The sequence below is a fragment of the Bifidobacterium pseudocatenulatum DSM 20438 = JCM 1200 = LMG 10505 genome, from assembly GCF_001025215.1.
Lineage (GTDB): Bacteria > Actinomycetota > Actinomycetes > Actinomycetales > Bifidobacteriaceae > Bifidobacterium > Bifidobacterium pseudocatenulatum.
Map to the genome: position 1 here is coordinate 731,973 of NZ_AP012330.1, position 23,291 is coordinate 755,263.

Below are 23,291 nucleotides of genomic sequence, written 5' to 3' on the forward strand. Positions count from 1 at the left end.
ACAATAATTCCTTCTTGTAAATATCTTCAGCAACTAATACAGAGTGAGGAAGCAATGACCGACTCCCAGCATGGCCGTTTGATCGTCCTTTGCGGACCGGCAGGTGTAGGCAAAGGCACTGTTCTCGGGCGCGTGCGCGAGCAGCATCCGGAAATCTGGCTGTCGGTATCCGCAACCACACGACAGCCTCGTCCAGGTGAAGTGGATGGCGTGAACTATTTCTTCATGCCCGAACAGGAGTTTCTCGACAAGGAAGCTGCCGGTGAGTTCTTGGAAACCGCCGACGTGTTTGGTCTCGCACATTACGGCACTCCCGTGAAACCTGTCGTGGAACATCTTGAGCGAAATATTCCAGTCATTCTGGAAATCGATATTCAAGGTGCTCGCAGTGTCAAGCAGCGTGCGGGGGAGTTGGGTATCGAGGTAATGACCGTGTTCATCGCGCCGCCGTCATTTGAAGAACTGGAACGACGCTTGATCGGGCGCGGCACTGAAACTCCGGAACAGCAGGCGAAACGATTGGAAACCGCAAAAATCGAGCTTGCCGCGGAATCGGAATTCGACAAAGTCATCGTCAATAATGTTGTGGATGAGGCAGCAGATGAACTGTGGAACCTTATCGCAACGGAATTCGATTTGTAATCATAATAATTACAAGGATTGCAATATGCGCTCGAACATATCGGGCGCATATTTTTATATAAAAGAAGCCAAGTATGAAATAAAAATGAGGATTGCGCAGCATATTAACTGCACAATCCTCATTATGTTATTTAATATTCGCTAGGATCAGGCGAGACCGGAAAGCTTGTTGATCAGCTCCGGATCGCGCGTGGCACCCTTGTCTGCGGAACGGGCGAACGCCGCGTAGGCCTTCAGCGCCTGGGAGACCTTGCGGTCGCGGTGCGCCACATAGCCGTCGCCGGCTTCGAGTTCGGTGCGGCGCTGGGCCAGCTCTTCGTCGGAAAGCTCGACGTTCACCGTACGGTTCGGGATATCAATGTTAATGATGTCGCCGTTCTTGATCAGGGCAATCGGGCCCTTGTTTGCCGCCTCGGGAGCGATATGGCCGATGGCCAGACCGGAGGAGCCGCCGGAATAGCGGCCGTCGGTCAGCATGGCGACCTGCTTGCCGATACCCTTGCCCTTGACGAACGACGTTGGGTACAGCATCTCCTGCATGCCAGGGCCGCCCTTCGGGCCCTCGTAACGGATGACCAGCGCCATACCGGGCTTCAGAGTGTCGTTGAGGATGACCTCGATGGCCTGTTCCTGGGATTCGACGACCAGTGCCGGTCCACGGAAGGTCCAAATCTCCTTCGGCACACCGGCGGTCTTCACCACGCAGCCGTCAGGGGCGAGGTTGCCACGCAGCACGGCCAGACCGCCTTCGGTGACGGCCGGATGATCGATGTCGTGAATCGCGCCGTTCACACGGTCGCGGTCGAGGGAGTCGAACAGCGTGGTATGCGTCCACGGATCAGGGGACACGATGTGACCCGGGGCCGCCAGATACATCTGCTTGGCTTCCTCGGTGCAGGTATCACGCATGATGTCCCAGTCGTTGAGTTTGTCCTCAAGCGTCTTGTAATCGATGGAATGCACGTCGCGGTGCAGCTTGCCGGCACGGTCGAGCTCGCCGAGAATGCCAGTGATGCCACCGGCGCGATGCACGTCGGAGATCTCCCATTCGCCGGACGGCGAAGCCTTGCAGATGCAGGGCACGGTGTGGGAGATGCGCTCGATGTCGTCAAGCGTGAAGTCCACGTCGGCGGACTGCGCCATGGCGAGGATATGCAGCACTGTATTGGTGGAGCCACCCATGGCCACATCCATGGTCATGGCGTTCTCGAACGCTTCCTTGGTGGCGATGGAACGCGGGAGCACAGTCTCGTCATCATCGTCGTAATACTGCTTGGCGATCTTGACGATCTGCTCGGCGGCGCGCTTGAACAAATCCTTGCGGTAGGAGTGCGAAGCCAGAATGGTGCCATTGCCTGGCAGGGCCAGGCCGATGGCCTCGGTCAAGCAGTTCATCGAATTCGCGGTGAACATGCCGGCGCAGGAACCACAGGTCGGGCAGACGGTCTTCTCATAGGCGAGCAGATCCTCTTCGTTCAGATTGTCGTCGGCGGAGGCATACATCACGTCGATCAGATCGGTGTTCTTCTTCACGGTTCCGTCGGGAAGTACCGTGGTGCCGGCCTCCATCGGACCGCCGGAGACGAAGACGGTCGGGATGTTCAGACGCAGAGCGGCCATCAGCATGCCCGGCACGACCTTGTCACAGTTCGGGATGCAGATCAGGGCGTCGGCACAGTGCGCGTTCACCTGATATTCCACGGTGTCGGCGATGATGTCACGGCTCGGCAGGGAGTACAGCATGCCGGTGTGTCCCATGGCGATGCCGTCGTCAACGGCCATCGTGTTGAACTCACGCGGAATGCCGCCAGCTTCCTTGATGGCCTCGGAGATCAGTCGACCAACCTTGTTCAGGTGCACGTGGCCGGGCAGGAACTCATCGAAGGAATTGGCAATGGCGATGATCGGCTTGCCGAAATCCTTACCGTCCACGCCAGCGGCACGGTAGAGGGCGCGTGCGCCCGCGAATACTCGTCCATTCATCAGTTTTGCAGATCGCATTTCCATGTTCTCTATTGTGGTGGTTAAGCGGGACACGGTTTTGTCAAGAGTCACTATGTGGAATTCCCAGAAGCGTTATATTCGCGAGCATTGCCGAAGATGCTTGCGCTTGCCGAAAACATGAGAGAAAGGGCTTGAATCAGGTCCAGTGGCGGCCCTATACTTAAGACTTTGGAAAAGAAGCTTTTGGCTTATCTGATGATTGGGAGATAATCAATATGGCATTCGGCACTCAGCCAACCCCGACCGGTCTTGCGGAACCGCCGATCGATGACTTGATGGAGCATGCGGACTCCAAGTACGCTCTTGCTATTTTCGCAGCCAAGCGTGCTCGCCAGATCAATTCCTATTTCACCCAGCTCAACGAGGGCCTGCTGCAGAACGTCGGTCCGCTGGTGGAGTATCAGAATCAGGAAAAGCCGCTATCCATCGCTTTCCGTGAGATCAATGATGGTCTGCTTGAAGAGACCCTCGGCGAAGACGATCTGACCGAAGGCAACTGATGTAACGGTTCTTGCGATAAGAACCGGATTCCAAGTTTTCATTCGCCCCGATATCTGAGCGGTGCGCTTTGAATAGTCCATAGTGAAGCTATTGATTGCGTATGCGAAGGACGGGGCGTTTTTTCGTAGCAATCAGAAGGGCGAACGTGTGGGGCGTTCGTGAAAGGAGCAGCCAGATGGCTGAATTGAAGTTGATTTCCGCTGAGTCAGTGACGGAGGGGCATCCGGACAAGGTCTGCGATCAGATTTCCGACGCGATTCTTGACGATATGCTTGCTCAGGATCCGCAGTCCCACGTGGCCGTGGAGACATGCGCCACGGTTGGCCAGTTCTTCGTGTTCGGCGAAGTGACGAGTGAAGGCTATTCCGATATTCAGAGCATTGTGCGTTCTGTGGTGCGCAATATCGGCTATACCAGTTCTCGCGTTGGTCTTGATGCGGATTCATGCGGCGTGACCGTTTCGTTGACCGAGCAGAGCTCTGAGATTAATCAGGGTGTGGCTCGTTTGAGTGGCGAAGCGGAGTCGAAGGCATCTCGCGAGCAGCGTTATGAGGCTCAGGGCGCCGGCGATCAGGGCGTGATGTTCGGCTATGCGTGTGACGAGACCGATGTGCTGATGCCATTGCCGATTTATTTGGCTCATCGCTTGGCTTACCGTCTTACTGAGGTTCGTAAGAATGGCGAAGTGCCTCATCTGCGTCCCGATGGCAAAACCCAGGTGACCATTGAATATGATGAGCATGATGCTCCCGTTCGTCTTGACACGGTGTTGGTGTCCACGCAGCATGATCCTCAAGTCGATCAGGCGTGGCTTAAGGAGCAGTTGACGGAACATGTGATTCGTCCTGTGCTTGATGATGTGCTTGCCGATCGTGTGGCGCATGATGAATATCGCGTGCTTGTCAATCCGACCGGTTCGTTTGTGTTGGGCGGTCCGGCTGCCGATGCCGGTCTGACCGGTCGCAAGATCATCGTCGACACGTATGGCGGTGCGGCTCATCATGGCGGTGGCGCGTTCTCCGGCAAGGATCCGAGCAAGGTGGATCGTTCCGCTGCCTATGCGGCGCGTTGGGTGGCCAAGAACATTGTGGCGGCAGGTCTGGCCCACAAGGTTGAGGTGCAGGTGGCGTATGCCATCGGCGTGGCCGATCCGGTGTCCATCAATGTGGAAACGTACGGCACTGAAAATGGTGTGACTCGCGAGCAGATCCAGCAGGCTGTGCGTAAGGTGTTCGACCTTCGACCGGCCGCCATTATCGACGAGCTTGATCTGAAGCGTCCGATCTATTCCAAGACCGCTGCTTACGGTCATTTCGGACGCAACGATGCTGATTTTACCTGGGAGACCACCAATAAGGTCGATGAGCTGAAAGCCGCCATCGAAGGCTGAGTTACCCTTGAATCATGAGTACTGAGGATGCCGAGCAGCTGGCGCTTGACGGGCTCGCCCCGCGCAAGCGGCGCAAGCGTGCGCCCGCGGTTAAAACGCCGGCTGCGGAGCATCCCATAGCCCAAGTGGTGCTGGATATTCAGGCCATCCATTTGGGGCAAACCTTCGACTATTACGTTGAGGAGAAGTATTCCGAAGCCGCCCAGCCCGGCGTAATGGTGCGTGTCCGCTTCGGCGGGCAACGGGTCAACGGCATCATTTGGAAACGGACCGATACCAGCGAAACCCCTGAATCGTCATTGCGGTTCATCGAACGGGTGGTCATCGATCGTGTGCTTGTGTCGGAATCCATGCGTAACGATGCCACACTTATCGCGGACGCATTCGGCGGAACGCGAGCCAATATCCTGCGTTTGGCGGTGCCTCCGCGCGTGGCTCGCGTCGAACAGGAACAACGTATCGGCAATCGAACGGGTATTGAAAAAAACGGACGTATCGAATCGCTTGCCAAGATCGAGCGGGAATCGTACGAGCAGCTGCAGCGGCAATACGGTAATATCGACCTGCTTCGTACGGCATTGGAAGGGCAACGTTTCCAAGCGTTCGTGCTCGACCCATTGCCGGGATCCCATCATTGGAGGCAGTGCGTGGCCTGGATGGTGGCCGCGGCCTTATTGCAGGGCAAACCGGCGGTACTGGTGTTGCCGACCATGCGTGAGATTGAGGACATGGCCGAAACGTTGCAGTCGATCGGCTTGCGCTGTTTCGCGCCAACCCAATCATCCAACGGTGCGTACGGCGGCGATTTCGCCATTCTGAACGCGCAGATGGCGCCTGCTGAACGGTATCGTGCGTATCTGGCCATCAGTGGAGGGCAGGTGCGGTGCGTGATCGGCACACGGGCGGCGATGTATGCGCCGGTGGATGGCAATGCGTTGTTCCTCATTCTCGATGACGTGTGCTATCAGGATGCCGATGGCATGATGCCTTACGCCAACGCCCGCGGAGTGTTGCGGTTACGTGCAAAAGCGCATAATGGCGTGTTCGTCGCGATGGCCAATGCGCGCAGTGTGCAAAGCCAGTGGGAAACCGATGCGGCGCATGTCGGTGCCACCCAGGTCAGCGGTTTCAGTACGCCGATTCACGCATTCCCTGCCGTAACCAAGGAAGCGAGTCCTTGGATTCGTTGGCTGAACCGTGACGAATTGGCAAGACTTGCGGATTCGACCATCGGAGCGCGTGTGCCGCACACTGCGGTGCGAGTGCTGTCGAAGGCGTTGGAAAGCGGTCCGGTGCTGTTGAGCATTCCGCAGGATGGCATCGGTGAAGCATTGAGCTGCGCGAAATGCCACCGTCAGGCTCGCTGCTCGTACTGCACGGGTCCATTGGAACGGTTACGGGATGGGTCGGTGCGTTGTCGTTGGTGCGGTGTCGCCACTGTGCAATGGGCTTGCCCGGCATGCCATAACGAACGTATGCGCGTGGTTCGTGTGGGTGCCGCCGGAACTGCGCAGGAGCTGAGCCGACTGTTTCGTGGCGTGCCCATTGTGCTTTCAACGCCGAGCCAGCCACGCGGCATTGTTCCCGATATCGGGTTTGCGCCGCAGTTGGTCATCGCCACTCCCGGCGCAGAACCCCGTGTACGTGGGAGGAACCCCTCGGAATGCGAATACCGGGCCGTGGCCATTCTCGACGCATGGACCAGCTTGTACGCCTTCGGCATTGACGCGGGCGTAGACACGTTGACGTCGTGGATGCGCGCGGTTTCGCTGTGCGCGCCGCGAATCAGGGGAGGTCAGGCCCTGTTGATCGGCGAAACCGATCCCACGCTCGCTCAATCGTTGATGCTTTGGAATTCAACGTTGCTGGCGCAAACCGAATTGCGGGAACGTGAACAAACCGCATTGCCGCCTGTGTTTGCCGCCGCATGCGTATGGGGACGTCGTGACGCGGTGAAGGTCACGCTGGAACGTATCGGCGCGTTGGGTGGGGGTGACCTGTCCGCCATCGAAACCACCGAAGGCATGCTGCCGTCCGTATTGGGGCCGGTACCTATTCCGCAGCCTCGGACCATTGATTCGCGCGAATTGGAAGGCACTGCGGATCGTGTCAAGGCGGTGGTGCGTGTGCCGCAAAGTCGCCGAGGTGAGTTGGCGTTGCGTTTGCGTTCCGCCAGTGCCCGCCATGTGGCCGCGCGCGAACCGGGAGAACTGCGTTTTCAGCTTGATCCGAAGGAGCGAATCTGACGCACGTCCCCTCGCCGTGAAAAACTAGACAGGTTGGCAGTTCGGCATGAGGCCGCACAGCAGTGAATGGAGGATCATATGAAGGGTTGGCCTGGAGAGCCTGATATGGAGTACGACGTGCTCATGGCTGACGGCGAAGCTGCGGTGAATGCGGGCAAGCCGATCACCGATGTGATTTTCGATTTCGGCAACGTGCTCGTCTACTGGGATCCGGTGGCCGTGATGACGCCCCGCTATAGCGACGAGCTTGTTGAACAGTTCCTTGACAACGATATTTCCGGCTTCTACGACATCAACGATGAACTGGACTGCGGCATGTCGAATGATGACGGCGTCGCCCTGATGCGTGAACGTTATGGAGACAAATGGGCCGACATGCTGCAGTACTATCTCGACAATTTCGTCGACTCGTTGACCGGCGTGGTGCCGGGCGCCCGCGTGCTCATCAACGATTTGAAAGCGGCCGGCGTGCGTGTGTGGGGATTGAGCAACTGGCAGAAGGATCTGTTCCCGATCGCGCTCGACAATTTCGATATTCTGCGCAGCCTCGACGATCGTGTGGTTTCCGGATATGTCTCCCTGCGTAAGCCGAATAAGGATATTTACGAGTTCGCGTTGCAACAGTTCGGCATTGACGCTTCCGGCGCGGTGTTCGTGGACGATAAGGCCATGAATATCGTAGGTGCGAACAATGCGGGCATTCGTGGCGTTCGATTCAAGGATTCACGTGCGTTGCGTGCGCTGCTGATTGATGCGGGTGTGAAGATTCCCGCGGTGCATCAGGCATAGTGTGTTGCGTTCCGCTGCCTTACATGCTGTTGATGCGGACGGAATGATTCCCACGATGATAACGATGTGATGAGGATTTGATAAGGAGGACTTTTCGTGCTGAAAGTGCTGTTTGCCGGTACTCCGGATGTTGCGGTGCCGTCGTTGAAAATGCTGGCTGAAGATACCGAGCGTTTCGAAGTGGTCGCAGTGCTCACCCGACCGGATGCTCCTACCGGGCGTGGACGCAAACTGGTACCGAATCCCGTGAAGCAGGCCGCTCTTGATCTTGGTTTGCCGGTGATTGAATCCGATCCGAGCGAGGAAACGTTCATTTCCGAACTTGCTGCGACCGGTGCCCAGGCCGCGGCAGTGGTGGCGTATGGCAAAATCCTGAAGCAGGATGTGCTCGACGCGCTGCCGATGGGATGGTACAACCTGCACTTCTCGCTGCTTCCGCAGTGGCGTGGCGCGGCTCCCGTGCAGCGTTCCATTTGGGCGGGCGAGAAGGTGACCGGAGCCACGGTGTTCCGCATCGTGCGAGCCATGGATGCCGGTCCGATTCTGGCGCAGTCCACTGTGGAAATCGGAGCGCATGAAACGGCGGGTGAGCTGCTGAACCGTCTTGCCGAGGATGGTTCCCGTTTGCTTGCCGCCTCGCTGCAGGCCATGGCCGACGATCAGATCGCGCCTGTGGAACAGCCTGCCGGCGCATATGAGGTGGCTCAGAAGATCACGGTTGAAGACGCGCATATTCGTTTCGACATTCCTGTATTCGCGGTGGATCGTCAGATTCGAGCCTGCACGCCCAATCCGGGCGCATGGTGCGAACTGCACGCCAATGCCGAAGCAGAACCGGCCACGTTGCATGTGTTGCGTGCGCAGGGCGCCGATATGAGCAATCCCAACACACCCGTTTCGCTAGAACCAGGGCGGATCGTGGCCGGAAAAAAGAACGTGTGGGTGGGTACTTCCTCAGATCCTTTGGAATTGCTGGAAGTCAAAGCCCAAGGCAAAAAAGCCATGCGTGCCGCCGATTGGGCGCGTGGCGCGCATCTCGACGGAGCCTACTGCAAGTAGTGTCGAATAAACGGATCATAACGATATTGCCGTGTGAACATCATCATTTCACACGGCAATATCGTTATCCTGCAATATCGGATTTTGCTATATCGCGACTCGGATCTATCGGGATTCGCATCATCGAAGAATGCGAATCAACGAAGAAAATCAAGAATCCGGGTCAAATCACGTTCGTTCACACGATGCGGAGCATCCGCCTGAACCGCAGGCTTGGCGCAGAACGCCACGCCAAGTCCGGCGGCATGAATCATCGGCAGATCATTGGCTCCATCGCCAACCGCAACAGTCTGACCCATGCTGATGCCCATGCGCGAAGCCCAATCACGCAGTGACTGCAATTTCACATCTTTCGTAACGATATCGCCAAGCACATGGCCGGTTAAACAACCATCAGCGGCTTCCAAACGATTCGCAATCCAAAAATCAAGATGCGCGTCGGCGGCAAGACGGTCCACGACTTCATGGAAACCGCCGGAAACCACGCCGACCTTCCAACCATGCGCATGCAAAGCGTCAATCAAATCAAGCGCCCCCTGTGTGAAATGCACGCGACGATACACATCATCGAACACCGAAGTCGGCAGATCCTTAAGCAGCGCAACACGAGCCTGCAACGCCTCGCGAAAATCAAGTTCGCCATTCATCGCACGTGCGGTAATCGACGCGATCTGTTCGCCAATTCCAGCGGCGGCGCCCAGCTCGTCGATGACTTCCTCATCGATCAGCGTGGAATCCACATCCATCACCAGCAGTCCAGGCTGGGAAAGGGTGGGAGTGGGCGCAATGTTCGGCGATTCTTGTTCAAGCATGGTTTTGATTGTCGGAAATCATGAGGACAATGGGTATTCTTAAGGGTTGAGCATGTTGAATGCGAATGCGCCATGACATGACGAAATGACGGAACGGCTCGAAACGCATTCGGTGGAAAGCGAGGCTGATGCAATGGATCAACGTGATGAGACGTTGGCGTCGTTGGGTGAGGCCAACGACCAGTTGATGGCCAAGAATCATGCGTTGGCCAAGGCGTTGAGCCGTGCCACCCAGGAGCTCACCAAGGCCAAGGCCCAGCTGAACCAGTTGGCGGGACCGCCCATGACCTTCGCCACCATGGTTCGCGTGCATTCCTCTCGCACGGACGAACAGGGGGTACAGCATGCCAGCGCCGAGGTGATTTCCGGAAGCCGTCGCATGATCGTGCCGGTTGCGGCGAATGTGCAGGCATCCAGGCTTGAGGCTGGGCGCACGGTGCTGCTCAACGAGAACATGGTGGTGGTTTCGCAAGCCGGCACCGATGCTGTGGGCGCAGTGCGCACGGTGAAGCAGGTCATTGATGATGGGCGATTGCTGGTCGCGGATGGCGGTGGAAACGTTGCGTTGGTCCGCCGTTCGGGAGCGCTGTCGAAAACTTCGATCAATGTGTCCGACCGTGTTACGGTCGATTCGTCCATGAGATTCGCGCTTGCGTTGGTTCCCGCGCAGGATGATGCCGACTTGGTGCTTGAGGAAGTGCCGGATGTCACGTTCGCTGATATCGGCGGTTTGGATGAGCAGATCGAACGTATTCGCGATGCCGTGCAAATGCCGTTCCTGCATCGCGAACTGTTCGAACGTTATGATTTGAAGCCGCCGAAAGGCGTGCTGCTGTATGGGCCTCCAGGCAATGGAAAGACGCTGATCGCCAAGGCTGTGGCCAATGCGCTCGCCGAAGGCGCTGCCGGCGGTCGTGGCGTGTTCCTGTCGGTGAAGGGGCCGGAACTGCTCAACAAGTTCGTGGGCGAGTCGGAACGCCTGATCCGCATGATTTTCAAGCGTGCGCGTGAGCGTGCGGCGGATGGCAAACCGGTGATCGTGTTCATTGACGAGATGGACTCGCTGCTGCGCACTCGTGGATCCGGCGTGTCGTCGGATGTGGAAACCACTATTGTGCCGCAGTTTTTGGCTGAACTTGATGGCGTGGAAACGCTTGGCAATGTTATGGTCATCGGCGCTTCGAACCGTATCGACATGATTGATCCGGCGGTGTTGCGTCCTGGTCGTTTGGATGTGAAGATTCGTGTGGAGCGTCCGAAAGCGGCTCAGGCGGCGCAGATCATCCGCCATTATCTGACCGACGATTTGCCGTTGGTGCCAGGGGTGGATGCGAAGGCTTTGATTGGGGTGCTGGTCAGCGATATCTATTCGACGGACGAGCACCGGTATCTGTGCGACGTGTGCGATGAGCATGGGCAATGGCATCCGATCTATCTGGCGGATGTGGTGTCGGGTGCGGTGCTGAAAAACATTGTGGATCGTGCCAAAACCCGTGCTGTGAAAATCTCCATCGAAAGCGGACAGCCGGCGGCGATTGGCGTCGATCTGTTGGCGAAGGCCGTCGACGAGGAGTTTCTTGAAACCCGCGATGCGGTGTTGGACGCCAATCCGGAACAGTGGAGCCGTATCAATGGTTTGGAAGCAGGGCGCATCACCCGTATACGACCAGTCGAATAATGCTGGCAGGCAACGCGAAATCAGACGAAGGGAAGTCGTATCAATGAGCGTTCGTCGAATCATGGGCACGGAAACGGAATACGCGGTTTCCGCTCTCGGAATGGAGCATTACAATCCGGTGAAGCTATCGTTCGATGTGGTCGGTGCCGCGGCGAACGAACAAACCAAGCATATTCGCTGGGACTATCGGCAGGAGGATCCGGTCAACGACGCCCGCGGCACCAGGCTGGAACGTGCATCCGCGCATCCTGATCTGTTGACGGACGCGCCGCAGCTCAACATCACCAATGTGATTGCAGTCAATGGCGGCCGTGTGTATGTGGATCATGCGCATCCTGAATATTCCGCGCCCGAAACCGATGATCCCTTCGATGCCGTGCTCTACGACCATGCCGGCGATCTCATCATGCGTGAGTGCGCGCGCAAAGCCAGCGAACAGACCGGTATCGCAATCGCGCTGCACCGTAATAATGTCGACGGCAAAGGTGCAAGCTGGGGCACCCACGAAAATTATATGATGCTGCGTTCGGTGCCGTTTGACCAAGTTGCGAAACTCATGACGGCACATTTTGTAGCGAGACAGATTTTTACCGGATCAGGTCGCGTCGGTATCGGCGAACGAAGCGAAACCGCCGGATACCAGCTCAGCCAGCGCGCCGACTATTTTCATATGAAAGTCGGTTTGCAGACCACATTCGACAGGCCGATCATCAATACTCGAGACGAATCGCACAGCACGGATGCATACCGTCGATTGCATGTGATTGTCGGGGACGCCAATCGTATGGATGTGCCGCAGGCGCTGAAACTCGGCACCACCAGCATGCTGCTGTGGCTGCTTGAGCATGCCGAAGAGGCGGGATTGAACATAGACGAAGCGTTGGGGCCAATCATGCTCGCCGATCCGGTGAGCGCCATGCACGAGGTGTCTCATGATTTGACATTAGGTGCCATGTTGCCGCTGGAATATGGCGGCGAGACCTCGGCATGGCAGATTGAGGTCACCCTGCGTGGCTTGGTGTATGCTGCCGCTGCCGTGATCTATGGAACCGACACGTCCGGTGAACCGGCATGGTCTGACCGTTCGACCCGTAACATCATGGCGATGTGGGGGCAGGCGCTCGCCGATGTGGCTGCCATCAGGCATGCCGATGATGATGCGCGTTTGACGATGCGCGAGCAAGCTGGCCGCATTGAATGGCTATTGAAATGGCAGTTGTTGGAGAAGCTGCGTCGTAAAATTGGCTCCGGTTGGGATGATGCGCGTATTGCGGCCGTCGATTTAAAGTGGGCTGCGATTGATCCCGCTGACTCGATTTTCGATCGGTTGCGTGCCCAAACGGAACGCCTGGTCACGGACGAGCAGTTGGAACAGGCTTCGGTGGAAGCGCCTTCCGATACCCGTGCTTGGTTGCGTGCCGAAATGATTCGTCGTTTTCCAGAACAGGTTGTGGCCGCATCGTGGTCGCATCTTACGGTGCGCCATCGAACGATTGGTGATAATACCGTGGAGAATCCGATGGTCTCATTGGATATGTCAGACCCTCTGAAATATAGCAAATCTCAATGTTCCCGCTATTGTGAGCGTGTCCAAGATGCGGCGTCGATTTTGGAAATGTTACGGTGAAATGCAATCTGTGCGGGTAACATTGCCATCAATTGGTCGCGAAGAACGACCATTGACAACAGGTAACATCATCCCGGTATTTTGAGGAGAGGACGTGCCGGGACTGTACAGAGGAAACGAAAAGGCATATCTATGGAACTGAGGCAAATCGCCCTCGAAGTCGCACGCATCCTGCAGGACGCAGGCAAGCATGCGTTGAACGACCAGATGAATCCGCACGACATGAGAAAACTGGAAGTGTCCGAAGACTGCTTCCACTTCACTTCAGACACCGACAAGCGCCTGCAGCAGTTCATCAGCAACCGCCTGACCTATGTCAACGTGTTCGACGGCTTCTGGCAGCTTCGCCCTGAACAGTGCTATCCCGGCCAGCGATACTGGTGTGTGGGTGGCATCGACGGCGTGATCAATTTCGCGCGAAGCATGCCGGAATGGGCCATCACCGTGACATTGTTCGAATTCAACGACCAGTGCTCCGCACAGCCGATCCTTTCGATTGTGCACGCTCCGGCGCTGGGATTGACGTATCTTGCGGTGCGTGGATCCGGCGCGATTCGTATTCGCAAGACTCCGTTGGGAGACAAACGCGAGAAAATCATTCCTTCCACCACGTCGTCCCTCGATGGTTCGGTGGTGAGTTTCGGCATGTCTCCGGTATCGTCCGAATCGCAGCGTGCGCTCGATGTGGTGGCGAAGATTGCCGGACGTCCTGCCGATATTAAACGTGTCGGCCCGGCGTCCCTTGATTTGTGCAAGGTGGCCGACGGTACGTACGATGCGTATTTCGAACCGCACTTGCATGAGTGGGACGTACCTGCCGTGTCTGCTGGTGCTGTGGTGATTTGGGAGGCGCAAGGCCATCTGACCCAGTGGAACGGCGAAAGCGTTCACTGGCGCCAGGAGAACGATGTGATGGCCACCAATGGTCTGATCACCAATGATCTGAGCCAGTATTTGGCATAGTGTTGCATGCTGCGCCACACCTGATATAAGGTGTGGCGCAGCGTTTTTTTGCAGGTTTGCAACCGGAAGTTACAGGGAGGAATGTCATGCCTCAGGAATTTGAACAGGCTCAATCCGCATCCGCAGGCCAAGAGGTGGGTGACATTGTCGAATCCGCCGGCGTACAAGTCGACGGAACCGCTGATGCGTTGGATGCCGTGCTTGACGATATCGAATCGGTGCTCGAGTCCAATGCTGAGGAATATGTCGGTAGTTTCGTGCAAAAAGGCGGCGAGTGATGCCGCAGCTGCGAGACAGCGGCAATCATTCCTCGTCACCGCTTGATGCGGGAACGTTGCGTGAGGTTCATTCTTTCGCTCGTATTTTCGGCATTGAAACGGAATACGGCGTCAGTGTGACCGGTGCGGATGTGCCATGCGACGCCAGCCAGACGGCAATGATGATGTTCCAGCCGATCGTTGCCTCCGCGCGATCGACCAATACGTATATTGAAAACGGGTCGCGACTGTATCTTGATGTCGGATCGCATCCTGAATATGCCACGTCCGAGGCCTGCGATCCCATGGATGCCCTTGCCGTGGATGCGGCCGGCGAACTGGTGATGCGCGATCTTGCGTTGGACGCCCAGCAAAGGCTTCGAGCCACGCATGGGCCACGTGCCACAGTGCATGTGTTCAAAAACAATGTGGATTCCGCAGGGCATTCCTTCGGCTGCCATGAAAACTATCTGGTACGTCGTTTTGTGCCGTTGGACGTCATCGAACACGAATTGCTGCCGTTCCTGATTACCAGGCAGCTGTTCACTGGCGCAGGCAGGGTGACGGAATCAGGTTTCCAGATCACGCAGCGTGCCGATTTTCTGGATGAGGCTGTCTCATCGGCGACCACAAGATCGCGTCCAATGGTCAACACGAGGGATGAGCCGCATGCCGATCCCGACGCCTTCCGAAGGCTGCATGTGATCATCGGCGATTCAAACCGTTCTCAATGGGCCACGATGATGAAGCTGGCCACCACGCATCTGGTGCTGTGCGTTATCGAACAGGCTGGGCGTGAAGGACGTGAGTCGGGATTCTCGCGGTTCGCGTTCGCGGACGCCGGTGCCGCAAACCGTGCGGTCAGTCGCGATATGAGCGGCGTGAATGCTTCGTTTGCCATGGCCGATGGATCGACGTTGCAGGGTGGTGCCGTAGCCATGCAGGAACGTTATCTACAGGCTGTGGAACAGTTCGTGGATGAGCATCCGGAAGTGGCTTCGTCGTTGCCTCGCACCGATGTGCACGATGTGCTTCGCCAGTGGCGCAATACGTTGGAAGCGTTCCGTTCCGGCAATGCAAATGCTTTGGGAGACAGAGTGGACTGGGTGTGCAAGTACCGCCTGTTTGAAGCGTTACGTGCCCGTTCCAGTGCGGATCTTCCGCTGAGCAAGCTGGAACAGTTGGATCTGGACTATCATGACGTGGCCAATGGCGCGTTGTATGCGTCGTTGCTTCGCCGTGGTGCCTTGCGTTCGCTGATTGACGGTCGTGAGGCGCAAAAGGCGCGTACCATGCCGCCGGCGGATACTCGTGCCGCATTGCGCGGCAGATTCGTCAGTGCGGCCAAATCGCATGGCGCGCAGTATTCCTGCGATTGGACCAGACTATCGTTGCATGCGCCGCGGAAGATGGATATGGTGCTGCTGGATCCGTTCCAATGCAGGGAGAATGAGGATTTCCAAGCCATGATTGGCGCTTTGGAGTAAGCGATGGTGGCAATGGGAAACGTCGATGGGAGTGGGGTGTGGCCGACAGGCTTCGGTCACACCCCACTCCCATATCGGTATGTTCTCCTGAATTGTTTTGCGATTGCGCTGCGGTCGCTTTCGTTTTTGATTGGCTTGAATCAGGCTTCGCCGCGATATTTCGCCATCATCTGCGATTGCAGCTGTTGCGCGCTTGGCGGCGTCCATGTGATGGCATCCGCGCCCGCTTCGATGGTGGCGAGGATGCGATCTTCGGATCCGCCTCCCGATGCCAGGATCGGTATTTCCGGATGATGCGCACGTATGCTTGCCACGACTTGCGCGGTGCGTGCTCCGGCTGCGACGTTGATGATGGCCGCACCGGCGAGAATCTTGCATTCGGTGATTTCGTCGTCTTCCGTGACTGTTGCGATAACGGGAATGTCGACCATGGACATGGTGGTTTCGATGGTTTCCGCTGGTGCCGGCGCGTTGATGACGACGCCTGCCGCACCTTGCATTTCAGCCACCATGGCCAGCTCGGTCACACGCGGACCGGTGGTGGTGCCTCCTCCGACGCCTACGAAAAGTGGCATTTGTGCCACAGTGAGCAACGCCTGTGTGATCACCGGTTCTCCAGTGAACGGGTAGACGGCGAGAATGGCGTTGGCATTGGTATTACGGATGATCGCAGCGTCGGTGGTATAGGCGAACGATTTGAGCGTATGGCCTTTGACTGTGATGCCGCCGCAATGTTGCGATATGACTGCGGGTACTCTCGCATTGGGGGAGGAGAGGCGACCTTCGATGCGTGCGGTTCCATAACGGGTTCGTGACACATGTGGTGTTGTGGAATGCTGTTCCACGGCCACGGCTTCACTGGGAGTGAACAGGGATCGTTTGTCGATGCGGATTGGTTTGGGGGCATTTGCTTCGGGAATGGTCTCCTGCTCGTCGCTCATTCCTGCACCTCCGTATCTGTGTGATTCAGCATAAGGAATTCATGGATGGCTTTGCGTCGCTCGACAACCTCTTCATCGAGAATCCTGGTGTCGGTGTTGTCGATGATGCGCTGCAGAAGTTCGCTGAGGGTGGAAAGATCCTCGGTGCTGAGGCAGTCAAGCATGTGCGTTGCCGTGTCATGGCTTTTGGGAAGTTGTTGCAGCGGTGGCACGCCACGACGTGCCGCTTCGACGTTGCATACTCGTGTGGCGGCTCGTAGCGCGGTCTGTGTGCGTGTGGCCTTCAGCTTGGTATGCAGCAGCAGAATGTTCAATTCATGCAGTTGATTGATGACTTCCTTGCGTTGATCGGTCATGTCTCTCTCCATCTATATGGACACGATGTCTAATATATATGCATAGTGTAGCGCAGAATGACGCTTGTACAAGTGTCATGAACGACGAAAGCCCCGACCGTCATGGTCGGGGCTTTCGTCGTGTAAGCAACATATCAGTACATGACTTACTTGGTGACAGCCTTCTTCAGCAGGGAGCCGGCGGAGATGCGAACGCCGTAGGTTGCCGGAATCTCGATGGTCTCGCCGGTGCGCGGGTTGCGTCCGGTGCGGGCGGCGCGCTTGACGCGCTCAGCGGAGAACAGGCCGGTCAGCTTCAGGCCTTCGCCGGACTGCATCGCCTCGACGAACACGTCCTGGAAAGCGTTCACAGCTGCCTCAGCCTGTGCCTTGGTCAGGTTGGACTTCTGAGCGATCTTCGAGACGAGATCAGACTTGTTGTATGCCATAAAGCATCCTTCTTGGGTCAGGGGACATTCTGATTACGAACATCCACGTTCTCTATGATATTAGCGCACTCTTATGAGGAAAATGGCATTTTACAAGGGTTTTGGTCGCTTTTTTGAAAATCAGGGGGAAAACAAAGTGTACGGGGGTGTTTGTCAGATCAAATTATGCATGTCAAGCCATTTCATGGCCAACGCACCGACCGGAATACGCAACCAGTAGAAGGCGATTCGGTAGACAAGAGTAGCGGAAACCGCGATGGAGGAGGGGATGCCCACGGCAGTGAACGCCACCGACAACACGGCCTCCACGGCACCCAGACCGCCAGGAGTGGGAACCGCGGAGCCCAAAGTGTTGGCAAGCAGGAAAATGAAGGTGGTTTCCGCAGGATTCGTGTGGTATCCAAACGCCATCAATGCTGCCCAGAATCCCAGTCCGGTCGCAAGGTTAAGCACCAGTGCGCCGGCAATGCCAAGGGCCAGTTCCTTTGGCCGTGCAAGCACATTGACCAGGTTGCGCGCGTATGCTTTGACCACTGGAAGGTATTTCTCGGTCACCAAATGACGCACTGGAGGAATCGCCATGGCGGCTGACACAACCAACGCGACGATGGCGATCACCATGATCAGCGTATTGGTCGGAATCATGCCGGACAATGTGTTGCGGCCGGTGAATAGGCCAATCGTCAGCAACAACACGATGGTGGTGCCTCCCTGTACGGCCCAGACCGCGCTCATAACCGCGGTCGCAGCCGTACTGCGATAGCCGCTTTTACGAAGGAACTGCAGGTTGACGAATGCTGGACCGACGCCGGCCGGCATGGACACCGCAGTGAAACCGGACGCCATCTGAGAGCAATACAAGCCGATCGTGTTGCGTTTATCGGAATCCATGAACACACCCAAGGTGATAGCGGAACCAAGCCACGCCACAAAGCCAAGCGCGACGCAAACCAACGCCATGGCGAGATTGGCGTCTCTGACGGCCTTGATCATTTCGGCCGGCTGAATCTGGGTGAACACCACATATACGGCGACCACCAGCAGCGCAATCGCAATGAACGAGCGAAGACTGAACCGGGAAAGCGTGACTTTTTCCATGGAATCCGCGACATCCTGCGGAGCGAGCGCCGAAATACGCGTACGTAAATCGGTAAGCACATGCTTGTCCCAGCCAGGCAATGCGCGCGTGGAAGCGGGAATGGCAGCCTTCTGTATGAAGGGTGCCAAATCGATCAGCTGCTCGTCTCCCCAAGTCCTGCGAGCGCAGGCGATCGCACGATCATTGCCATTGAGTGTGGCAAGAAGAACCAGCAACTGTACTTTGTCGAGTGCGAAGTTCGGAGCGGAACTGCCATAATCGCCATTATGCCAACCTGCGATTACCGGATGCCCGTTTTCCATGCGGGACAGGGTTTCCGGAGTGATGCGACGATGGGTGAAGCCATGATGGTGTGCTGTGGTGAGATATTCCATGAACGCTTCCATATCATGGTCGGACATGGTGTTTTGGTTGCATTCCAATGGCATGCGGTTGCGGTGGAACACCAGAATGGAGGATTCTCCATAATCGGCCACACCATACACGCGCGGAGTTTCCAAACCGGCATTGGACAGGCCGAGAATCATGGCGTAATGATGGTGCATGGCGTCAACCGAGGAACGGTCGCGACGCATGGAAACACCGGTCAGGCGAAGCCACTGCCATACTTGGTTGAGATATCCGGCCGCATGCACTTGATTGTCGAGTACGGAAACGGTGTATTGCTTGCCGTCATAGTCGACAACATCGTAAATACGGGAATTTTCGGTCAGATCATCATCCAGCGTGGCCTTCAATACTCCCGAATCGACGTAGGGGGCGACTCGGCGGGTGAGCAATGATGTGTCAATACCGATGGAACGCAATGATTGCGCGATTTGTGATCCCCACGCGCCATTGTTCTGCGTGCCTATGGCGAAACGGATCAGCATGCCGATAACACGGCCTATGGCGTAGGATGCGATGACGCCAGCCAGTGAATTCCATGAAAGCACGACCATCAGCACTGCCACTGCATACAGCACGTTCCAGCCCCATTTGGTGCATGAGCGGATACGCCGAGGGCCGGAGACGGTGAGGAACGATGCCATGGCGGCATAAAAATCGGGGAGCAGTCCAGTGCCTACGGATGTGCTGTTGGATTGCAGTGGAATGATCAGCATGGTATTGCCGGAGTTGCTGATCAGCGCGGATATGCCCCACACCGCAAAGAATCCGAATATGAGGGAAACCACGGAAATCACGCTTTGCAGCCACTCTTTGGAAGTAAGCAGCTGGATGAGCACGCTGACGGTGATGCATACGATGGCAAGCTGCTGCAATAATGCCGAGGGAACATCCATCAGCCAGCTGACCACGCGGCCGGCGGAATGAACGTCGGATTCCACGCCGGACGCGGTGCCATGCAAGTACACGGAGAACAGAATCACGCCTATGCCGAGCACCAAGGCGAAGAATGCGTGCGTCAGATCGGCGAAATCACGACTGCGCTTCGGCGGCACATCGTCGATATGCGGGGCGGGCTTATTGACTGCAGGGGAGTGAGACACTGTTGACTTGCTCCATACGTGAGATTGGCTTCAGGTGGGTCATATCGCCCCACTGCATTCGATAATACGCCCTGAGGGTGGCTACGAAATACGCGGCCACCCTCAGGGCGTATGGTTTTGGTACTTATTTGACAGCTTCGGTTCAGTGGTCGAAATCTACCAGTTTGCTGGCGACGCCGGTATATGTTGCCGGAGTCAGCGCCTTCAGACGAGCCGTGGTAGCGTCATCGAACGCCTGCTGATCGATGAACTGCTCGACGGCTTCCTTGGAGATCTCATGGCCGCGCATAAGCTCCTTGACCTTCTCGTACGGCTTGTCCATGCCCGGCAGGCCGGCAAGTTCGCAGGCGCGCATGGCGGTCTGGATCGGCTCGCCAAGCACCTCCCAGTTGGAGTCCAGCTCGGCTTCGATGGCGATGTCGTTCGGATGGATGGAGTTCAGACCGCCCATCAGATTGTTGAGCGCGAGCACGGAGTAGCCCAACGCGGAGCCGATGTTGCGTTGCGTGGTGGAATCGGTCAGATCGCGCTGCCAACGGGATTCGACCAGCGTTGCGGACAGCGTGTCGAGCAGCGAACAGGAGATCTCCAGATTGGCTTCCGCGTTTTCGAAACGAATCGGATTGACCTTGTGTGGCATGGTGGAGGATCCGGTAGCACCCTTGACTGGAACCTGGGCGAACACGCCACGGGAGATGTACATCCACACATCCACGCACAGGTTGTGCAGAATGCGGTTGGTGTGGCTGATGGTGCCATACAGTTCGGCCTGCCAATCATGCGATTCGATCTGAGTGGTGAGCGGATTCCACGTCAGACCCATGCGGTTGGTGACGAATTCGCGGGAGACGTCCACCCAATCGACATCCGGGCATGCGGCCAAATGCGCGCCGAACGTGCCGGTAGCGCCATTGATCTTGCCGAGATATTCCTGAGCCCTGACCTTGTTCAGCTGGCGGTTCAGACGGTACACGTACACTGCGAGTTCCTTGCCAAGCGTGGTCGGTGTAGCAGGCTGGCCGTGCGTTAACGACAGCATGGCCTTGTCACGGTATTCCTCAGCCTTCTGAGCCAAATGGTCGACGATGGCCTGAGCGCCCGGCAGCCACACATTCTCGATGCCGTTTTTCACGCAGCGGGCGATGGACAGGTTGTTGATGTCTTCGGACGTGCATGCGAAATGTACCAAAGTCTTCAGGCCGGTCAGCTGGGTGTCGTGGCCAAGCACGTCGGCGGCCTTGTCGAGCTGGTCGTCGATGTAGTATTCCACGGCCTTCACATCATGATGGGTCTTTGCCTCATGGGCGGCGTGTTGCGCGATACCCTCGGCGCCGAACTCCTCAGGAATGGCGCGCAGGAACGCCTGTTCCTCATCGGTGAGCGGCTTGACGCCGGGAACGATGGTCTGGTTGCCGTTGCCCTCGAAACCGTTGGCCAGCAGAATCATCCATTCGACTTCGACGCGCATGCGCTCGCGGTTCAACGCAGGTTCGCTCAAATATTCGACAAGCGGAGCGGTCTGCTGATGGTAGCGGCCGTCAAGAGGGGTCAATGCGATTGCAGGGGAGATATCAGTAAGCTTCATAGACTACAGCATACGTTCAGCCGTAAACGAAAGTTGCGTATCTGTCCGCTCGGTGGATGGCTTTCATGATGTATGCCGTGATACCGTTCTTGTTGCGCCGTGGCTGCAGTGTTTTTTCATTTGCTCATGCGCCCTTCGAAATACATGACTTCCTGCAGATCGCCGTCGATGATCTCATCGAAATGCCGTTCGTGGGTGTTCACTGCGGTGGATCCCATGTCCGTTGCGTTCTGGTATGCGGCTTGGTGATATTTGAGCCAATGCGTGATTTCCTTGTTGTCTGGAGCGTCTGTGACGGGAGTGCCTGCGAACGTTGATTCCTGGTTGCTGCTGGATTTGCTTGCGGTGCCGCGTACGGTCAGCCAATGGTCGGAACTGGGGTTGGCGGCGCCATCGAGGGCCGCCACGAGCTCGTCGTCCATTTCCACGCTGGTCACCCATGTTTTTTCCGGAATCGGATGATTGGCGACGGGCGACCCGGCGGTAACCACATGTTCGATGTCATAATCGTCTTTCAGGTCCGAGGCGATGGTGGCGGCAACGATGCCACCTTGCGAATGTCCGATCAATGCGACGGGCTCATTGGATTTGATGCCGGCCTGTTTCATGGCTTCCTGCACCATTCGCGCACTGTCCGCTTCCATGCGTTGCTTGCTGTCCGAACTCATGAGTTCGACGTTTTGCGGCCACCCAAATGGAGAATCGTGCTTGCCGTCTGTGCCTGGAATGGTGACGAGCCATGAGTTGGTTCCGTCGGATTTACGGTATTTGGAGATGGCGATGGTGCCGTAGTCAAGTCCGCTGTCGAGATCGGTCTTGCCGAGACGTTCCTCGGCAAGACGTCGAAGATCCTCCATGGCCTCTCCGACATTATGCGATTCACGCACCACTTCGGTTTTCGGATGGACTTGGGTGACGGTGAGATTGTTGCCCTGGATCAGGTTGTAACCGCGCGACGATGCCTTGGAGATGGTGCCGGCTGCATGGTTGACCTCATCGGTACGCAGCAGGCCTTTGGCCTTGCCGTATCCGCTGACCGCGGCGCCGGCCGCGCTCATGATGCCTTCCTGCGCCCAATCCAACGAGTCCAGCAGATATATGGGATTGGATTTGCCCTCATTGGTGGATCCCATCACATATCCCAAGGCGGACATGGCTGCGCCGGCGAGTATCGATTCCTTCGGGAACGATGTGATCGCCACTTGCAGCAGTTCGTTCAGTGTTCTTCTGCCAGCGTCGTCGACTTGGGAATATAACGATTGCGCGCGAATGATCAGCGCCGATAGCTCAGACAATCTTGCCGCCATGGCTCCCAGCGCGCTTGCATGGGCGTCACATTGTTCGACGAGCTGGTCGTATGGCAGTTCGATGTGATCCGTGGCATTGCAATAGGGGCTTGATCCGGACAGCGAGGCGATGGCCGACGACGCATAGGGGTAGGAGGAAAGCTGAAGGCTCAATGCCCGGACTGAATCATGGGCGCGGTTCAGAGCGTCGGCTTGATGGCTGAGGGCTTTTGCCGCGCGCATATATGCCTCGGTTTCCTCCGTGGAGTATTTGCATCCGCCGCTGACTTTGGCGGTCACTTCCCAGCTCATGCCGCACCTACTGCCCATAGGAGACGCAAGGTGGCGTTGATCGAATCCCGTAGCGTCAGGGATTGCTTGCGTAACTCATCAAGCCGCGCGCGGTATGATTCGGCGGCGGTTCCTGTCCAATCGGGCAATGAACTGGATGCGAGCGTGGCGTCAAGATCGTCAAGATGTTTCGATATGGATGTGAGCTTGGCATTGACGAGCAGTTGGGTGGTTCGCACGCCAGCACGGCAATGGCATGGCATGCCTGGCGTTGAGGCCAAGGTGTTGATGAGGTTGAACCCCAGTCCGGGAATAAACGGATAGGTGATTGATGCGTTCATAGCTATATTGGAGCACATC

20 protein-coding genes are annotated in these 23,291 nt (G+C 56.9%); 11 read left to right on the forward strand and 9 right to left on the reverse strand.

Going from position 1 to position 23,291, the window contains the following annotated elements; all coding sequences use genetic code 11:
• Nucleotides 1–54 precede the first annotated feature (54 nt).
• Entirely contained in the window at nucleotides 55–642 is a 588-nt protein-coding gene (gene gmk / locus BBPC_RS03015; RefSeq protein WP_004219511.1) for a guanylate kinase, read from the forward strand.
• 147 nt (nucleotides 643–789) lie between these two features.
• Here the strand turns inward: gmk and ilvD are convergent, their stop codons facing one another.
• Nucleotides 790–2,649: a dihydroxy-acid dehydratase gene (ilvD, locus tag BBPC_RS03020; RefSeq protein ID WP_004219507.1), complete on the reverse strand. Its 1,860-nt coding sequence runs from the start codon at nucleotides 2,647–2,649 to the stop codon at nucleotides 790–792.
• A 212-nt stretch (nucleotides 2,650–2,861) separates the two neighbouring features.
• Here ilvD and rpoZ point away from each other — a divergent pair, with 212 nt between their 5' ends.
• The 5 genes from rpoZ to fmt all read left to right on the forward strand — a co-directional run bounded on the left by rpoZ (nucleotide 2,862) and on the right by fmt (nucleotide 8,631).
• On the forward strand, nucleotides 2,862–3,146 hold the full coding sequence (gene rpoZ, locus BBPC_RS03025; RefSeq protein ID WP_003836480.1) for a DNA-directed RNA polymerase subunit omega: 285 nt from the start codon (nucleotides 2,862–2,864) through the stop codon (nucleotides 3,144–3,146).
• 176 nt (nucleotides 3,147–3,322) lie between these two features.
• A complete protein-coding gene (metK, locus tag BBPC_RS03030; RefSeq protein ID WP_022244924.1) occupies nucleotides 3,323–4,537 on the forward strand; it encodes a methionine adenosyltransferase in 1,215 nt (404 codons plus the stop codon).
• 14 nt (nucleotides 4,538–4,551) lie between these two features.
• The gene (locus BBPC_RS03035) at nucleotides 4,552–6,783 is read left to right on the forward strand and encodes a primosomal protein N' (protein ID WP_004219505.1); all 2,232 of its coding nucleotides are present in this window, start codon (nucleotides 4,552–4,554) and stop codon (nucleotides 6,781–6,783) included.
• A gap of 78 nt (nucleotides 6,784–6,861) precedes the next feature.
• Nucleotides 6,862–7,572 carry an HAD family hydrolase gene (locus BBPC_RS03040; protein ID WP_033524272.1) on the forward strand — a complete coding sequence of 237 codons (711 nt, stop codon included), beginning with the start codon at nucleotides 6,862–6,864 and terminating at the stop codon, nucleotides 7,570–7,572.
• A gap of 96 nt (nucleotides 7,573–7,668) precedes the next feature.
• The gene (gene fmt, locus BBPC_RS03045) at nucleotides 7,669–8,631 is read left to right on the forward strand and encodes a methionyl-tRNA formyltransferase (protein ID WP_004219500.1); all 963 of its coding nucleotides are present in this window, start codon (nucleotides 7,669–7,671) and stop codon (nucleotides 8,629–8,631) included.
• Nucleotides 8,632–8,768: 137 nt separating this feature from the next.
• On the opposite strand, the gene serB is transcribed toward fmt, so the two are convergent.
• Complete coding sequence (serB, locus tag BBPC_RS03050; protein ID WP_004219498.1) at nucleotides 8,769–9,443, reverse strand: phosphoserine phosphatase SerB; 675 nt, start codon at nucleotides 9,441–9,443, stop codon at nucleotides 8,769–8,771.
• A 133-nt stretch (nucleotides 9,444–9,576) separates the two neighbouring features.
• Here serB and arc point away from each other — a divergent pair, with 133 nt between their 5' ends.
• The 5 genes from arc to pafA all read left to right on the forward strand — a co-directional run bounded on the left by arc (nucleotide 9,577) and on the right by pafA (nucleotide 15,455).
• The gene (gene arc, locus BBPC_RS03055; RefSeq protein WP_022244921.1) at nucleotides 9,577–11,121 is read left to right on the forward strand and encodes a proteasome ATPase; all 1,545 of its coding nucleotides are present in this window, start codon (nucleotides 9,577–9,579) and stop codon (nucleotides 11,119–11,121) included.
• A 43-nt stretch (nucleotides 11,122–11,164) separates the two neighbouring features.
• The gene (gene dop / locus BBPC_RS03060; protein ID WP_033524273.1) at nucleotides 11,165–12,748 is read left to right on the forward strand and encodes a depupylase/deamidase Dop; all 1,584 of its coding nucleotides are present in this window, start codon (nucleotides 11,165–11,167) and stop codon (nucleotides 12,746–12,748) included.
• Nucleotides 12,749–12,880: 132 nt separating this feature from the next.
• Nucleotides 12,881–13,711 carry an inositol monophosphatase family protein gene (locus BBPC_RS03065; RefSeq protein WP_004219491.1) on the forward strand — a complete coding sequence of 277 codons (831 nt, stop codon included), beginning with the start codon at nucleotides 12,881–12,883 and terminating at the stop codon, nucleotides 13,709–13,711.
• An 86-nt stretch (nucleotides 13,712–13,797) separates the two neighbouring features.
• On the forward strand, nucleotides 13,798–13,989 hold the full coding sequence (locus tag BBPC_RS03070; protein WP_004219490.1) for a ubiquitin-like protein Pup: 192 nt from the start codon (nucleotides 13,798–13,800) through the stop codon (nucleotides 13,987–13,989).
• A complete protein-coding gene (pafA, locus tag BBPC_RS03075) occupies nucleotides 13,989–15,455 on the forward strand; it encodes a Pup--protein ligase (RefSeq protein ID WP_004219489.1) in 1,467 nt (488 codons plus the stop codon). The genes BBPC_RS03070 and pafA overlap by 1 nt, the downstream gene beginning before the upstream one ends.
• Nucleotides 15,456–15,595: 140 nt before the next feature.
• Here pafA and BBPC_RS03080 read toward each other — a convergent pair whose 3' ends face one another.
• The 7 genes from BBPC_RS03080 to BBPC_RS03110 form a co-directional block, all read right to left on the reverse strand.
• Entirely contained in the window at nucleotides 15,596–16,396 is an 801-nt protein-coding gene (locus BBPC_RS03080) for a hypothetical protein (protein WP_004219488.1), read from the reverse strand.
• Nucleotides 16,393–16,752, reverse strand: a complete 360-nt coding sequence (locus BBPC_RS03085; protein ID WP_022244919.1) for a hypothetical protein — start codon at nucleotides 16,750–16,752, stop codon at nucleotides 16,393–16,395. The genes BBPC_RS03080 and BBPC_RS03085 overlap by 4 nt, the downstream gene beginning before the upstream one ends.
• 146 nt (nucleotides 16,753–16,898) lie before the next feature.
• Entirely contained in the window at nucleotides 16,899–17,180 is a 282-nt protein-coding gene (locus BBPC_RS03090; protein WP_003808664.1) for an HU family DNA-binding protein, read from the reverse strand.
• Between the two features lie 153 nt (nucleotides 17,181–17,333).
• Nucleotides 17,334–19,769, reverse strand: a complete 2,436-nt coding sequence (locus BBPC_RS03095) for a lysylphosphatidylglycerol synthase transmembrane domain-containing protein (RefSeq protein ID WP_022244918.1) — start codon at nucleotides 19,767–19,769, stop codon at nucleotides 17,334–17,336.
• 142 nt (nucleotides 19,770–19,911) lie between these two features.
• Nucleotides 19,912–21,354 carry an adenylosuccinate lyase gene (purB, locus tag BBPC_RS03100; protein ID WP_004219483.1) on the reverse strand — a complete coding sequence of 481 codons (1,443 nt, stop codon included), beginning with the start codon at nucleotides 21,352–21,354 and terminating at the stop codon, nucleotides 19,912–19,914.
• 116 nt (nucleotides 21,355–21,470) lie between these two features.
• Entirely contained in the window at nucleotides 21,471–22,952 is a 1,482-nt protein-coding gene (locus BBPC_RS03105; protein WP_004219480.1) for an esterase/lipase family protein, read from the reverse strand.
• On the reverse strand, nucleotides 22,949–23,272 hold the full coding sequence (locus BBPC_RS03110; protein ID WP_004219474.1) for a hypothetical protein: 324 nt from the start codon (nucleotides 23,270–23,272) through the stop codon (nucleotides 22,949–22,951). Before BBPC_RS03110 ends, BBPC_RS03105 begins: the two co-directional genes overlap by 4 nt.
• Nucleotides 23,273–23,291 lie beyond the last annotated feature (19 nt).